The 14,500-nt window shown below is 44.7% G+C and carries 11 protein-coding genes; 3 read left to right on the top strand and 8 right to left on the bottom strand.

Features of this window, described 5'->3' with window-relative positions; translation table 11 throughout:
* Positions 1–79 precede the first annotated feature (79 nt).
* The 4 genes from QUB56_RS15700 to tkt form a co-directional block, all read right to left on the bottom strand.
* Entirely contained in the window at positions 80–232 is a 153-nt protein-coding gene (locus QUB56_RS15700) for a hypothetical protein (RefSeq protein ID WP_332956292.1), read from the bottom strand.
* Positions 233–817: 585 nt separating this feature from the next.
* Positions 818–1,264 (bottom strand): response regulator, encoded by a 447-nt coding sequence (locus tag QUB56_RS15705; RefSeq protein ID WP_332956294.1) that lies wholly within the window; start codon positions 1,262–1,264, stop codon positions 818–820.
* Between the two features lie 47 nt (positions 1,265–1,311).
* Positions 1,312–4,110, bottom strand: coding sequence for a PAS domain-containing sensor histidine kinase (locus tag QUB56_RS15710; RefSeq protein ID WP_445243357.1), 2,799 nt, complete (start codon positions 4,108–4,110; stop codon positions 1,312–1,314).
* A gap of 499 nt (positions 4,111–4,609) precedes the next feature.
* Positions 4,610–6,625, bottom strand: a complete 2,016-nt coding sequence (gene tkt / locus QUB56_RS15715) for a transketolase (RefSeq protein WP_332956297.1) — start codon at positions 6,623–6,625, stop codon at positions 4,610–4,612.
* Between the two features lie 33 nt (positions 6,626–6,658).
* Here tkt and QUB56_RS15720 point away from each other — a divergent pair, with 33 nt between their 5' ends.
* From QUB56_RS15720 to QUB56_RS15730, 3 genes are all read left to right on the top strand, one after another.
* Entirely contained in the window at positions 6,659–6,796 is a 138-nt protein-coding gene (locus QUB56_RS15720) for a hypothetical protein (RefSeq protein ID WP_332956299.1), read from the top strand.
* A gap of 747 nt (positions 6,797–7,543) precedes the next feature.
* Entirely contained in the window at positions 7,544–9,100 is a 1,557-nt protein-coding gene (gene lysS / locus QUB56_RS15725; RefSeq protein ID WP_332956300.1) for a lysine--tRNA ligase, read from the top strand.
* A 151-nt stretch (positions 9,101–9,251) separates the two neighbouring features.
* Positions 9,252–10,124 carry a hypothetical protein gene (locus tag QUB56_RS15730; protein WP_332956301.1) on the top strand — a complete coding sequence of 291 codons (873 nt, stop codon included), beginning with the start codon at positions 9,252–9,254 and terminating at the stop codon, positions 10,122–10,124.
* Positions 10,125–10,308: 184 nt separating this feature from the next.
* Here the strand turns inward: QUB56_RS15730 and QUB56_RS15735 are convergent, their stop codons facing one another.
* The 4 genes from QUB56_RS15735 to def form a co-directional block, all read right to left on the bottom strand.
* On the bottom strand, positions 10,309–10,908 hold the full coding sequence (locus tag QUB56_RS15735; RefSeq protein ID WP_332956302.1) for a TerD family protein: 600 nt from the start codon (positions 10,906–10,908) through the stop codon (positions 10,309–10,311).
* A gap of 217 nt (positions 10,909–11,125) precedes the next feature.
* Positions 11,126–12,580 (bottom strand): TerD family protein, encoded by a 1,455-nt coding sequence (locus QUB56_RS15740; RefSeq protein ID WP_332956304.1) that lies wholly within the window; start codon positions 12,578–12,580, stop codon positions 11,126–11,128.
* Positions 12,581–12,679: 99 nt separating this feature from the next.
* Positions 12,680–13,249 carry a TerD family protein gene (locus tag QUB56_RS15745; protein WP_332956305.1) on the bottom strand — a complete coding sequence of 190 codons (570 nt, stop codon included), beginning with the start codon at positions 13,247–13,249 and terminating at the stop codon, positions 12,680–12,682.
* A gap of 533 nt (positions 13,250–13,782) precedes the next feature.
* On the bottom strand, positions 13,783–14,316 hold the full coding sequence (gene def / locus QUB56_RS15750; protein WP_332956307.1) for a peptide deformylase: 534 nt from the start codon (positions 14,314–14,316) through the stop codon (positions 13,783–13,785).
* Positions 14,317–14,500: the final 184 nt, after the last annotated feature.

The following is a 14,500-nucleotide window of genomic DNA, read 5'->3' on the forward strand; positions in this document are numbered from 1 at the left end:
TTTGACTGTAAAATTTTTACTCTACCAATCTCAGGTTAAACTTTTTTGCTTTCCCTTGCCATTTTCAACTTGAAAATTATTATTTGGGAACTGTCACCACCACCCGCCACCAATCCTCAATCCATCTCACCAGCTTAGCTACTTGACTAAAATCGACAGGCTTAGCCATGTAGCACCGGGCTAACAGGGCATAAGACTTGAGAATATCTTCATCGGCTGCTGAGGTTGTCATAATTACCACCGGAATCATTTTTTACTTGGGTGCTGAGTTAATTTCTCCCAACTCTTCTCAACTACTTTTTTTAGGCAAATTCAAGTCCAGTAGAATTAAATCGGGAGGGGGTACGTCCACATACAAACCTTCTTGCTTTAAAAAATTCATTGCTGACACCCCATCTTCTCGTATTGTGCAACTTGTTAAAAAAATTCCTTGACGCCAGACTTTCTCAAGCCAAGTCAATCGATTTTAGATTTGAGATTTTAGATTTTAGATTGACCCCACGGGTAAATGCTCTTTCTTGAGGATTTTCGATTTTGGATTTTGGATTGATTCCACGGATAAATCACGTGGCGGGTACCACCTTTGAAATTCGCTTGTCATAGCATTTGAGATTTGAGATTTGAGACGGGGGCGCGAGAGCGAGGCATCGAAGGATTTTAGATAGGGAAATGAGTGATGACTATCCGGGTTGAGCTCGCGGGGCTACAGTTAGATTTTTTTTTAATGGTATCAGCATCGCTGGGCGAATTTTCCACCAGCAGAATGTCAAGACGTTTTAAAAAAATTATATCGTTCATCAGCCAAGTATCTGTTCGTTTAATTTACAGGCAGTTGGACGACTGCCAGCCAGAATTCCTCAATTAACCTGATTACTTTAGTAAATTGTACGAAATCTACAGGCTTGGTAATGTAACAGTTGGCGTGCAGCGAGTAGGACTGAATAATGTCCTCTTGGGCGGCTGAAGTGCTGAGAATCACTACTGGAATTAGTTTTAAACTTTGGTCGCTCTTAATTTCTGTGAGCACTTCTACGCCTGTTTTTTTGGGCAAATTTAAATCAAGCAAAATTAAGTCGGGACGGGGTACCCTGAGATAGGGTTCTTTTCGGCGCAAAAACTTCATTGCTTCGACTCCATCCTCCACAAAATGCAGGTTATTCAATATTTTACCCTGACCTAGAGCTTCTCTTGCCAAATCGGCATCGCTGGGAGAATCCTCAATCAGCAGAATCTCTCTGGGTCTAACAGTGCTTCGATCGCTCATAACCGGCGTATCCTTATTGATTATAAAAAAAATTGAATTTTGAGGCTTCAGGTACTAATTATAGGAATAGTGAAGTAAAAAGTCGCTCCTTTTCCTTCCTGAGATTCCACCCAGATGCGCCCGCCGTGGCGTTCAACAATTCGCTTGCACATTGCCAAACCTATGCCTGTGCCGGAATATTGGCGGCGCGAGTGCAGGCGTTGAAAAATGATGAAAATGCGATCGGCATACTCCGGAGCGATGCCAATGCCGTTATCGCGGACGCTGAACACCCATTCGCTCTCTTGCCTGCAGGCAGCGATATGAATCAAGGGGATATCTTGGCGACAAAATTTGATGCTGTTGGCGATCAAATTTTGGAATAATTGCACCAGTTGAAATTCATCCGCCATTACGGTTGGCATCGCGTCGCAGGTGATGACAGCTTTCTTTTCGGCGATCGCAATTTGCAAATTACACAAACTTTGCTGCACAGCCGCCTTGCAGTCGGCCGGCTCAAACTCCTGACCCCTGGTTCCCAGGCGCGAATACGCCAACAAATCGTTAATTAACTGCTGCATTCTGGTCGCGCCATCGACAATATAATTAATATACTTATCTGCGCGATCGTCCAAATTTCCTTGATAGCGCTGGGCCAGCAATTGAGTGTAACTGGTAATGGCTCGGAGCGGTTCTTGCAAATCGTGGGAAGCCACATAAGCAAATTGTTCTAATTCCTCGTTGGAACGCTTCAAATCTTCTGTAAGTTGCAGCATTTGCTGCTCTGCTTCTTTGCGGGCTGTAATGTTGTAAACCAAGGCGCAACAAGACAGCAGATTACCTTGAGAGTCCATGACTGGACTGGTAGACATATCAGTCCAAATATCTTTGCCGTCTTTGGTTTTGAATTTAAATTCGTGTTGTTCACCAATACCTTGCTTGCGCCGCTGGAAATTATCAATAGCTTGTGGTTTTTGCTGTTCGTCCATAAAATCAAAAATCGACCGCCCGAACATTTCTAATTCACTATAGCCGAGCATTCGCGCCATTGCGTGGTTGACGTAAGTCGTGAGGGCATTGCTGTCAATTACCCAAATACCTTCTTCTGCTAATTCAACTATTTGCCTGTACTTGAATTCGCTTTCAAGCAAAGCTGTTTCAGTTAGTTTGCGCTCGGTGATATCTTTCATAAAACAGTGGTGGCCGTTAAATATCCCTTGTGCGTCGCAAGCTTTTACCATCGTTAATTGCTTGTAAAAAAACGACCCATTTTTCCGCACGCCTCTAGCTTCAATTTCTACTTGGCCAGAAGTTAGCATTTCCTGATAAGCTGAGATCATCATCTCAACATCGCTCGGATGTACGGTGAGCTGCCATTTCATGCCAAGCATTTCTTGCGGTTCGTAACCGCATTTATGAGCGTAAGCTCGGTTAACCTTCACGTAGCGTCCATCACTGTCCAGTCGCGAAATGCCTTCCACCGCATTTTGCAAGGCATTGGTCAGGTCGCGCAGCTCTTTTTCAGCTTGTTTGCGATCGCTAATATCCTGGCCGATACCCAAAAAACCGTTAATATTTCCATTGCTGTCAAATAAGGCAGTCACCGACAGCAGTACCGGAAACCGCGAACCATCTTTGCGAATGTAAGTCCATTCATTTTCGTCAGCGATTTTCCGGCGCGGCAAGGCAACCAAGGCTTCAATTCCCGGCTCTATTTTCACTCCCAATTCTTGAGAAAGAACTTCAGCTCTTTTAGCGACCTCCAGAGGATCGTGAATTATTTCGACCGTGACTTTCCCCACCACTTCTTCTCGCGAATAACCTAAAAGTTGCTCGGCCGCCCGATTAAATGTTTTAATTGTACCGTCGGGGTCTGTAGAAATAATTGTGTAGTTAGCGCTATTAAGAATGGCATTTTGCAGTTGGGTCAATTCCAACAAAGCGATCGCAATTTTTTCGCTGTAGGCTATTTCTTTTTGCAATTTGTGGTTGGAAATTTCAATTTGAGCAGTGCGATCGGCAACTCGATGCTCCAGAGTTTCATTGAGCCGTCGATTTTCCTCTTCTACCTGCTTGCGTTCTGTAATATCAGTAATAGTACACACATAACTTTTAACCTCCCCATTTTCTCCGATTTGACCTACAGCTTGACCGAATACCCAACTGATTTGAGTTTGATTAATGCCTTGAAAGCGGTACTCAGATTTAAACGGCAATTTCTCCGGCGCGAGGCTATACCATTCAGTAAAAACCCGCTCGCGGTCCTCTGGATGAATGCCTTGCAACCACCCTTTGCCCAAAGCTTCATTGCAGGTAATTCCCGAAATTTGACACCAGCGCTCGTTGACATACAAGCAGTCTCCAACAGCATCTGCATAAAATATTCCCACCGGCGAAGCTTCAGTTAAAGTTTGATAGCGAGCTTCCGTTTCTCGGCGTTCAAGGATTTCTTTTTGCAGGATTGAATCTATCATCCCTAATTGAGTTGGACTGAGGAGAGTTAATGCTTGGGGAACTAAAGGAATTAATGCAAAAGCGGTGTAGGCAGAAATCGCGGCGGTAATAATTTTCAGACTGCCAGAAACCCAATAAACAGGATGCCAAAGCGTCCAAACTTCCATTATATGAATAGTGCCGCAGGAGATAATAAAGGCTGCAAACAGCCAAAATATGTTGCGAAAGGGTAAGTCTTTTCGCTGACGCATAAAATAAATTAGCGAGATCGGTATTGAATAGTACGCCATGGCAATGATAGAGTCTGACACTATGTGGAGCGCGAGTAGCTCTCGCTGCCAAAGGTAACAGTAGCCGTGAGGAATATAATTTTCGGTGAATAACAGGTGATTTAAAAAGTTCCAAATCATCATAAATGGAATGGGTAATCAGGAATGGGTAATCGAGAAGTGGTAATGAGTAATTGGTAATTGGTAATTTAACCCAATTACTTATAACCTCTCTCAAATTTTTAAAATATACAGTCTTGGACGCACCGGGGGCTAAAAACTCGGTTTCTGGGTAGATGCCTCGTTGCCAAACCGACTATTGTCCTAGAAACTGGCTTTTCTTCCGTAAGTATTAATATAGCAATTCTCCATGATTCGCTAGCTGTAGCGAGCTCTAGGTTGGGGAGAACGAAGTGAAACCCAATATTCCGATTTGAGATTTGAGATTTTAGCTTTTCCTTCCTTCTTTTTTATCTTGTAGATAACTAAAGCCTTCTCTCCTCGATAACTAAAGCCTCCTTTGATCCATCCGTTACATCCGTTACATCCTCTCGCCTGCGAATCCCTTGCCTCCATTCTTCCTTTTTCTATAAAAAATGGGGCGAGCCAGAAGCCCGCCCCACCAAAAATTATGCTGCTGCTATTAACCCAACAGCGCCTGAGCCTTAGCTACCACATTATCAACGGTGTAGCCAAACTTTTCTAAAGCAACTGGGCCCGGTGCAGAAGCGCCGAATCTGTCGATGCTGATGCTGTCGCCTTCGGAACCCAAATAACGTCCCCAGCCGAAGCTAGAAGCTGCTTCAACTGCCAACCGCTTAGTAACAGCTTTCGGCAGTACAGATTCGCGGTAAGCGGCATCTTGTAAGTCGAACAACTCCCAGCAAGGCATCGAAACTACCCGCACTTTATTGCCTGCGGCGCGCAATTTTTCAGCGGCATCAACGCAGAGGTATGTTTCGCCGCCGGTGCCGATTAAGATGATGTCGGGAGTGCCGCCGTCGTCGGACAAAATGTAAGCGCCTTTGGCTGTTCCTTCGATCGAGCTTCCAGCCAAATTGGGCAAGTTTTGGCGCGACAGAGCCATTAAAGTTGGGCGAGTGCGGCTTTCAACTGCCACTTTGTAAGCGCCGGATGTTTCGTTACCATCTGCTGGGCGCATTACCAACAAATCGGGAATTACTCGCAGCGAAGCGATAGTTTCCACCGGTTGGTGAGTGGGGCCGTCTTCGCCCAAGGCTACGGAGTCGTGAGTCATTACATAAATAACTGCAGCTTCCGAGAGTGCAGAGAGGCGAATTGCTCCCCGCATATAGTCAGCAAATACCAAGAACGTTGCGCAGTAAGGAATTAAACCGCCGTGCAGGACCATACCGTTGGCGATCGCACCCATGCCGTGTTCCCGCACACCAAACCGCAAGTTACGTCCTTCGTACTGACCTTTTTGGAAGTCTTTTTCACCCTTGAGCAAAGTCATGTTAGAAGATGCCAAGTCAGCGGAACCGCCGATCAATTCAGGTAGGACACCTGCCAAAGCATTCAAACATTTTCCAGAATGATTCCGAGTCGAATCTGCCTTATCTTCCGGCTTGTATGTCGGCAAAACTTTATCCCAACCTTCAGGAAGTTTGCCGGCAACGGTGCGCTCATATTCTGCTGCTTCTGCGGGATAGGCTGCTTTATAAGCATCAAAAGCTTTCTGCCATTCTTGCTCAGCTTGAGCACCGCGATCAACTGCTTTGCGGAAGTGTGACAAAGCATCCTCAGGAATCTCAAACGGTGCGTGTTCCCACTTCAAGAAATCGCGAGTTGCTTTCACTTCATCGCTACCCAAAGCAGCACCGTGAGCACTGTAAGAATTGCGCTTGTTTGGAGAACCGTAACCAATGATGGTGCGGACTTTAATCATGGACGGTTTGTCCGTGACTTTTTTGGCTTCTTCAATAGCTTTGTGAACTGCTTCTAGGTTAGTATCTTCGTCTAGAGCGGTATTGTCTACTGTAATGACGTGCCAGTTGTAAGCTTCAAAACGCTTGCCCACATCTTCAGTAAAGGCCAAGCTTGTGTCGCCTTCAATTGAAATGTGATTGTCATCGTACAAGGCAATTAATTTGCCGAGTCCCAGGTGTCCGGCCAAAGAACAAGCTTCGCCAGAAACACCTTCCATTTGGCAGCCGTCACCCAAAATTACATAGGTGTAGTGGTCAACAATTGTGTGGTCGGGCTTGTTATACTTAGCAGCGAGGTGAGCTTCTGCCATTGCCAAACCGACGGCATTAGCAATTCCTTGTCCCAGGGGGCCGGTGGTAACTTCTACGCCTTGGGTCATGAAGTTTTCGGGGTGTCCGGGGGTTCTGGATTCCCACTGGCGAAATTGCTTGATGTCGTCGAGGGTGACGCTATCGTAGCCGGTCAAGTACAGGAGGGCGTACTGCAGCATACAGCCGTGGCCGGCGGAGAGGACGAAGCGATCGCGATTAAACCACTTGGGGTTTTTGGGGTTGAACCGCATGAACCGATCCCACAGCACGAAGGCCATAGGGGCAGCGCCCATCGGCAGTCCCGGGTGTCCTGATTTTGCTTTTTCTACCGCATCGATGGCCAGAAAGCGGATAGAGTTGATGCAGAGTTCTTCGAGTGATTGGGTTGCAACAGCCATAATTCTGGTTTTTATATGTAAGAGAGAGTGTGTGTGGTCGATTCTGACAGAGGTGCGATGAGCCGAGTTCGATCGCTCGCGTCTCTGCTGTTCAGTTTCTGTGGAACTGCCGTGAGGCTGCACTACATATCATCTCACCAGTTGCGATCGACAGACAACTTAATTTTTTAATCTTTCGGCCGCTTTGTGCAGTCGATCGCAAATTGTTATAAGGAATACCCTGAAAACCCCGTGACTTCAGTCCGGGGATGAAAGGGCGTTACAGGATTTATCCTGCCTGCTCTCTTTACCCCAGTCCTGAATCTAAAATCTCATCTTTTCAATTCAAAAAACTTTCGTGAAAAGTTTTGGACACGACGGGACAGTATGGTAAACTGAAACGGTCACGGTTAAACTCCCTTGCCATCGTGAAACGGGACATGAGACACACTTTTAGGCATAAACTGGGGGACAAAGTGCGACGAAAACACTATAAACAGTCGAAACCGAAAATGTAGGTTTCAATCCAGCAAACACAAACTTTTTTACGCTCGAATTGTTAAGTAGGGTAGGGCATACCCGAACTCTAGGGAAATATCCTAGTACGCTTTTGGAGATAGATCCGCTGGGATGTTTCTGAGTTAGGCTCGTCAATTGGTGGTATCCTCACGGTTGAAAGGTTTAAGAATTGCCGCAAGGACAGAACATTTTAAGGTCAGTCGCTGAATTAAGAATCCCCTCGGCTTCAGCCAGGGGAGTGTCAAGATAGAGTTTGGTGTTTCTGACATCTTGCAGCTTTGTCACGAACAGACCTTTCGGGCCTGTTCCACAATGAGTGAATTTTCTTGTGGGGCGGACACGATCGCCTGCCGGGCCGTGCACAATCGCGAGAATAGTGCAAGATGTAAGATATTTGTAATTTTAATCAGGCAATAACTAATGACTCTGAGTGAAGCCGAAGCCCGCAGTAAAAAAGTAGAGGAACTGCGATCGCAAGGCATAGAACCATATCCCAGTGAATCCTACGCGCGATCGCACACAGCCAAGCTTGTTCGCGAAATATTTAGTCAGCCGGGAAAAGAACTCCAAAACGGAGAAAGTGACCCCGAAGAAATTTCCCTGCGATTAGCCGGTCGCATCACTTCCAAGCGAGACAGCGGCAAAATTGGTTTCATCGATTTAAAAGACGCCACAGACAAAATTCAACTCAAAATCGAGAAAGCAATCGTCACCGGCGAAATCGGTTTGAGCTTTGAACAAATTAAAAAATTGCTCGATGTCGGCGATTTTGTCGGCGTCGAAGGTATCGGCTGCCGCACCCCCAGGGGAGAACTTTCTATTTTAGTGAGGGAATTAAAGCTTTTATCAAAAGCTACCATTCAATTTCCCGATGCTTATTACGGAATTAACGACCCCGAAGTTTGCCGCCGTCACCGCGAAATGGATTTGGCAAGCAACCAAGATGCGCTCAACCGTTTTATGCTGCGCAGCCGCATCGTCCAAAGCATCCGTTCCTATCTCTGGCAAGCCGATTTTTACGAAATAGAAACGCCGACACTGCAAGCTATTTATGGCGGTGCTGCTGCTAAGCCATTCATCACTCACCACAATGCTTTGGATGTGGATTTGTATTTGCGAGTGGCTCCAGAACTGTTCTTAAAAAGAGCAATTTGCGGCGGTTTCGAGCGAGTGTTTGAACTGGGTAAAGCATTTAGAAATGAGGGCATTGATAGCACGCACAATCCCGAGTTTACCTCTTTAGAAGTTTACCAAGCTTATGCTGATGTATTCGATATTTTAGGAGTTGTCGAAGATGTGATTTGTTTCGCGGCGGCGGCTGTATTTGGGGATGTCAAGGAAATTGAAAATCAGGGGGAAAGGATTAGTTTAGAACGTAAGTTCGATTACAGCGAAAAGTATCCCGGTTTCAGCGGCAAACACTGGCAAGTGAAAACGATGGTAGAAGCTGTCAGGGACGAGTTCGGATTGGATTTTGACAGTTTGGATCTAGAAAGTGCGATCGAATCCGCAACCAAACTAGAATTGCACCTGTCTAAGTTAGAAAAACAGAGTTTAGGCTACGTGCTGTATGCGGTTTTTGACAAATTAGTTGTTCCCAAACTAATTCAACCTACATTCATCCTCGACTATCCTGTCGAAGTCAGTCCCTTAGCAAAAGGACACCGCAGCAAGCCGGGATTTGTAGAACGTTTCGAGCTGTTTATCAACGGTACAGAATACTCAAACGGATTCTCAGAATTGAACGATCCGAAAGAGCAAAGAAAGCGGTTTGAGGAACAGCTAGCACAGAAAAATGCGGGCGATGATGAAGCGCATCCAATGGATGAAGACTTTATTCAAGCGCTATCTTTGGGAATGCCTAATTGTGCGGGAATGGGCATCGGTGTAGACAGATTGGTGATGCTTTTAACTAATACTCAAAGCATCCGAGATGCGGTGATGTTCCCGACAATGCGACCTGTTAAAGATTCGTAAAATATTTTAGTTCAGTTCACCTCCCCGATTTATTAGAGAAGTCGGGGAACTCGCTATCTGCAGCTAAATATTAATATTTATGACATTTAAAATAATAATTATCGCGGCAGTTCTAATGTTTTTGTTTATTTAACTAACCCACCGATCGCACATGATTTTAAGTGAGTCAGTTACCCTCAAACCTAAATATCAACCTCAAGCATCAGACACCTGTATTGAGGCAGAAATCATCCAGTTTAATCTGTGGAGGCAAATGCAACCCGCAAAGAGATTAGCGTTAGCCTGTGCGGCCACGAGGGGCTGCCGCCAATTAGCCTTGTCGGGAATCAAAAAACGCAACCCTCAATTAGATTCCATCTACCTCAAACAAGAGTTTATCAAAGCAACTTTAGGACAAGAATTTATTGAAATTGCCCAATTACTAGAGACAAAACTTGTAATGCAAGATCCGATCTGGTTAGCAGCTAAAATTGGTAACATCCTAGATACACTGTCAATTCCCTACTATGTTGGCGGTTCAATTGCTAGTTCCGCTCACGGCGAACCCAGATCTACTCAGGATGCAGACATTGCTATCAGCATCCGAAAAGAACAAACTCAGTCCCTCATGCAAGCAATGCAAAGCGAATTCTACATCAGCGATATTGCAGTTGAAGACGCTTTGAGGGGGAGAAGTTCAAGTTTCAACGTCATCCATCTAGAGACAGCCATTAAAGCAGACATTTATTTGATTAAACCCGATCGCGAATACGAACAATCTCAGATCTCGCGCCGACAGCAATTCTACCCAGACGACAGACCAGAATTAACCTTTTATATTTGTAGCCCCGAAGATATAATTTTGCAAAAACTCATTTGGTACAGAATGTCAAGATTTCAGTCAGACAAGCAATGGCGAGATATTCTAGGAGTGATGAAACTTCAGGCAGATTCGTTAGATAGGGTTTACCTGCAACATTGGTCTTCCCAGTTAAATGTCGCTTCAGAAATCAATCGGGCTTTTTCTGAATCAGGATTAAATTAACCAGAACACGCAGATAGCCGACTTCTTAAAGAAGTCGGCTATCTAACAGCCAGGGCGTTTTACGATTAAGTTGACCTACTTAGGATCGCGAATTAAATAACTTACAATTTTAATTATTATTGTGGGATGGGCGTCCCGCCCGTCCCACTTTCAAGAGTGGAAGTTATTTAATTCTCATTCCTTATCACCGGATAAACGAACCGACAACACCGTTAAAATCTTCAGCCAAAGGATTTCCCACAGCCTTAAATTTCCACTCGCCGCTTTCTCGATAAACTTCTCCCATCAACATATTTAATTTTCCTTCATAAGAAGGGTCGTTTGACAAGCGATAGCGAGCTATTTCTTTCCCGGCGGCGTCTACAGCTCTCACAAAAGCATTTTCTACCATGCCAAAATGCTGTTTTCTCTCTTTCCCATTGTAAATATTAACTCCAAAAATTATTTTGTGATATTGTGCTGACAAAGAGCTCAGTTTCACCAATATTTGTTCGTCGTCTCCGTCTCCCGCCCCCGTAAGATTGTCACCTGAGTGAACAACTGCTTTGTCTTTTGACTCCAAATTAGAGTAATAAATTACATCCTCTTTGTAGTTATTTAATTTGCCATTTTCTCCCAGCAGCATAGCGTAGGAATCTAAGTCAAAATTTGCACCGCTGCTGCGACCGAAAATACTTTTTTTAACTTTCGCTACATCCCAGCCCAAAGCCATTGTCAGTCTGGACAAGTCGTATTCGCTTTTGCTGAGAACGATCGATTGTCCTTTTGTCAAGTTGATAGCCATAGTTTTGTGATTTTGTAAGGTTTATAGTGAACGGGACTAAGGCAAAGTGTCACAAGCGCGATCGAGTTTTAGGGTGCGTCAGGCGAAGTTCTAGACTGATTATCGAGAATTTTGGTGTCTGACACACCTTACTAATAGTGCCAGTTGCGTAAATCCTAGTGAAGTAGAATGATTGCCATAAGCTAGCATTTTATTTGGTTGGCTGCAAAAGCTGTTTCTAGGGTAAGAGATTTTTGAGTCGCGCTGATTTTACCCAATGCGGATATTCTGCTGTTAACAAATCGTATAATTCCTCATCTGCAATATGTTCCGGGTCTTCTAAACTGAAGAAATCGGCGTTGTCTAGGTAGCGCGATCCCATTTCGTCAAGCTGTTCTAAAAAGCTAAAATCGCTCGCTACGGCTCTTGCTAACCACCCGCGAGCTCCCTTACTTTTGACATCTTTCTGCGACTTGCCGATTGCCATAAACTGCCAAAATATCGGCTCGCGGGACGACCATTGTAGCTGCTGCTTGCTTTCCCATTCGTCCGCAGTTTCTCCATCAGTTACAAACATGACGTAGACAGGCCGATCGGCTTTAATAGGTGCGTAGCGCCTGCTACCGAGAGCGTCAGGAAAATAGAAGTTTCTAATTTCCTTCATCACTTTACCGTAGTAAGTACCTCCTTCTAAAGGATACTGTTGCAGTATATGGTGGATGAAGTTTGAGAAATTGTCGATCGACATTTCACCGGGATTGTGGGGGTTGACTCCAAACAGAAATATTTCGATGGCTGCGTTGTCATCAAACCGACATCCCAAAGCCAAAATCTTCTCGGCCAAACGCTGAATTTTTCCTGAATGGTACAGGGAAGACATGGAAGCAGAAATATCGAGGCAAAGTGCTACTTGAGCATTGTGATTTGTTAGATTTGCTTTCTTGAGGGAGATATCGGCTTTCTTAGCGAGATTGAAAATGTGCGGCGCTTTCTCCTCAAGCTTTTTGTCTAATGCTATAGCTTTCTGAGTTTTGTGGCTGTGTTCAGGAAGAGGTAAATTAGGCAGTTCTACTGTACGTTTTGCTGGCTTTTCTTGCTGTTTAGTCTCTGAATGATATTTCTCAACAAAACTCTGCAACCCTGCTTTATATCCTTGTCCTACTGCCTGAAATCTCCAAGCTGCATCTTTTTTATACAACCGTCCAAATTCCACTGCTGTTTCTTCAGAAAAAGCTTCTGTTAAATCATACCGCGCTAGTTCGCTGCCGGTTTGGCGATCGTACAATCTGATAAAAGCATTTCTGATTTTGCTGAAATTTTGATGTTTAGCGTGTGCGTCGTGAATCGTGACCACAAAAACCATTTCTTCAACAGCAGCCGTTACTTTTTCTAAGTCTACATAAATTGTCTCGTCATCCCCTTGAGTTTGACCTGTTTGATTATCTCCCGAATGGGCGATCGCTCCGTCCGGCGAATGCGAGTTATTGTAAAATACAAAGTATCTTTCATCGGGGATTTTGCCATCAGAACCTAATGCAAAAACCGAGGCATCGATATCGCAGCTTTGCGGGTTTGAGTCAGATAAACTTAGTTCAGTTGCTACTTCCCAACCCAGGGCGATCGCAACTTTTGTTAAATTAGGAGATGTTTGAGAAAGATTAAATCTTTCTCCCTTCTTTAATTGAATTCCCATCTGGTTTATCACCTCATGAGTCTGGCTTAAAATCGAGGGAAACATTCCTGCTTCCGAATTTCCCCTCGATTTATTTAGCTGAGAGCGATCGCCCTCCGATCAGGCATACTTGTCTACAAAGCTCTGCAAGCCTGAATTATAGCCTTGTCCTACAGCTTGGAACCTCCACTCGCCGTCTTTCTTGTAAAGTCTGCCAAACTCTACCGCAGTTTCCCTAGAAAAATCCTCGTCCAAATCGTACTTAGTTACCTCTGTGTTAGTAGTAGTGTCATAAATCCTGATAAAAGCATTCCGCACTTGACCGAAGTTTTGCCTTCTCGATTCTGCTTCGTGGATTGTTACCACAAACACAATTTCTTGCACCGCCGGATCGACTTTGGTTAAATCGATTGTAACGGTTTCATCATCGCCAAATCCTTCTCCGGTTCTGCTATCTCCCAGATGTATTACAGAATTGTCGGGCGACTCCTTGTTGTTGTAGAAAACAAAGTATTTTTCGCCGGGAATTTTGCCAGTAGCCCCCAACATAAACACGGAAGCATCTAAGTCAAACGCTGCGCCGGTGTCTGTAGCATTGGTATCCCATCCCAAACCAATCCCGGCATTTTTCAGCCCGGGTGCTTCTTTCGATAGATTGATTCTCCCGCCTTTTTCCAAATTGATAGACATTCGCCCTCCTGCGTGCAAAATCTGTAATATTACTGATAACGATTATACAAACTGTCAGAGCAGCTTGACAAATTGCTGATGGTACTCATCTATCGATTTTAGATTTTAGATTTTAGATTTTCGATTTTCGATTGGATAGTTGAAGAATTGACCCCACGGGTGAATCCGGGGGCGTGTACCCTGGATGCTTTTGCTTAAAGTAGCTTGACAAATTGCTGCTCATACTCATCTATCGATTTTAGATTTTCGATTTTAGATTTTAGATTTTAGATTTTCGATTGGATAGTTGAAGAATTGACCCCACGGATAAATCCCGGGGCTTTCTACCCTGAATGCTTGCGGCTACAGCAGCTTGACAAATTGCTGCTGGTACTCATCCTCAGTCATCAGTTCGTGGGTGCTTTCCACTCTGTCTAAAAACACGATTCCATCGATTTTAGATTTTAGATTTTAGATTTTAGATTTTAGATTGGATAATTGAAGAATTGACCCCACGGATAAATCCCGGGGCTTTCTACCCTGAAGGCTTGCGGCTACAGCAGCTTGACAAATTGCTGCTGGTACTCATCCTCAGTCATCAGTTCCTGGGTGCTTTCCACTCTGTCTAAAAACACGATTCCATCTAAATGGTCGTGTTCGTGTTGAAAAATTCGGGCTACAAAGTCTGTCAATTCTTGTCGGTGGAGTTTGCCGTCTCTAGTGGTGTATTCTATCTCGATCGCCCTACTTCTCGGCACCAATCCCCGAATCCCCGGAATGCTCAAACAGCCTTCCCAGTCTTTGACTGTCTCTGTTGATGCAGCGACAATCCGGGGATTAATCATCGCTGTGGGCTCCATGTTGGGTGCTTGGGGATAGCGCAGGTTGGGGCGGGATGCGACGATAAACAGGCGATCGGACTGAGCCGCTTGAGGGGCGGCAATCCCCACTCCGTTTGCCTGCTGTACTGTAAAGATTAAGCTGTCAATCAACTGTTGAATGCGATCGTCCTTAATATTCTCGACAACTTGCGACCGGCGGCGCAGCACGGGATTTCCTAATTGTGAGATTTGTAATATTTCTGGCATAGTTATTGGTTAGTCGTTGTTGGTTAGTCGTTAACTACTGACAAATTATTATTTCCTTCTTCCTTCTTCCTTCTTCTTCCTTCTTCCTTCTTCCTTCTTCCTCCTTCTTCCTTCTTCCTTCTTCCTTCTTCTTCCTTCTTCCTTCTTCCTTCTTCCTCCTTCTTCCTTCTTCCTTCTTCCTTCT

Source organism: Microcoleus sp. AR_TQ3_B6 (genome assembly GCF_036702785.1).
Lineage (GTDB): Bacteria > Cyanobacteriota > Cyanobacteriia > Cyanobacteriales > Microcoleaceae > Microcoleus.

Coding starts and splice junctions, on each gene's coding strand:
- QUB56_RS15705 (WP_332956294.1), bottom strand. CDS start 1,264: ATGAGCGATCGAAGCACTGTTAGACCCAGAGAGATTCTGCTGATTGAG.
- tkt (WP_332956297.1), bottom strand. CDS start 6,625: ATGGCTGTTGCAACCCAATCACTCGAAGAACTCTGCATCAACTCTATC.
- lysS (WP_332956300.1), top strand. CDS start 7,544: ATGACTCTGAGTGAAGCCGAAGCCCGCAGTAAAAAAGTAGAGGAACTG.
- QUB56_RS15740 (WP_332956304.1), bottom strand. CDS start 12,580: ATGGGAATTCAATTAAAGAAGGGAGAAAGATTTAATCTTTCTCAAACA.
- QUB56_RS15710 (WP_445243357.1), bottom strand. CDS start 4,110: ATGATGATTTGGAACTTTTTAAATCACCTGTTATTCACCGAAAATTAT.
- QUB56_RS15730 (WP_332956301.1), top strand. CDS start 9,252: ATGATTTTAAGTGAGTCAGTTACCCTCAAACCTAAATATCAACCTCAA.
- QUB56_RS15745 (WP_332956305.1), bottom strand. CDS start 13,249: ATGTCTATCAATTTGGAAAAAGGCGGGAGAATCAATCTATCGAAAGAA.
- QUB56_RS15700 (WP_332956292.1), bottom strand. CDS start 232: ATGACAACCTCAGCAGCCGATGAAGATATTCTCAAGTCTTATGCCCTG.
- QUB56_RS15735 (WP_332956302.1), bottom strand. CDS start 10,908: ATGGCTATCAACTTGACAAAAGGACAATCGATCGTTCTCAGCAAAAGC.
- def (WP_332956307.1), bottom strand. CDS start 14,316: ATGCCAGAAATATTACAAATCTCACAATTAGGAAATCCCGTGCTGCGC.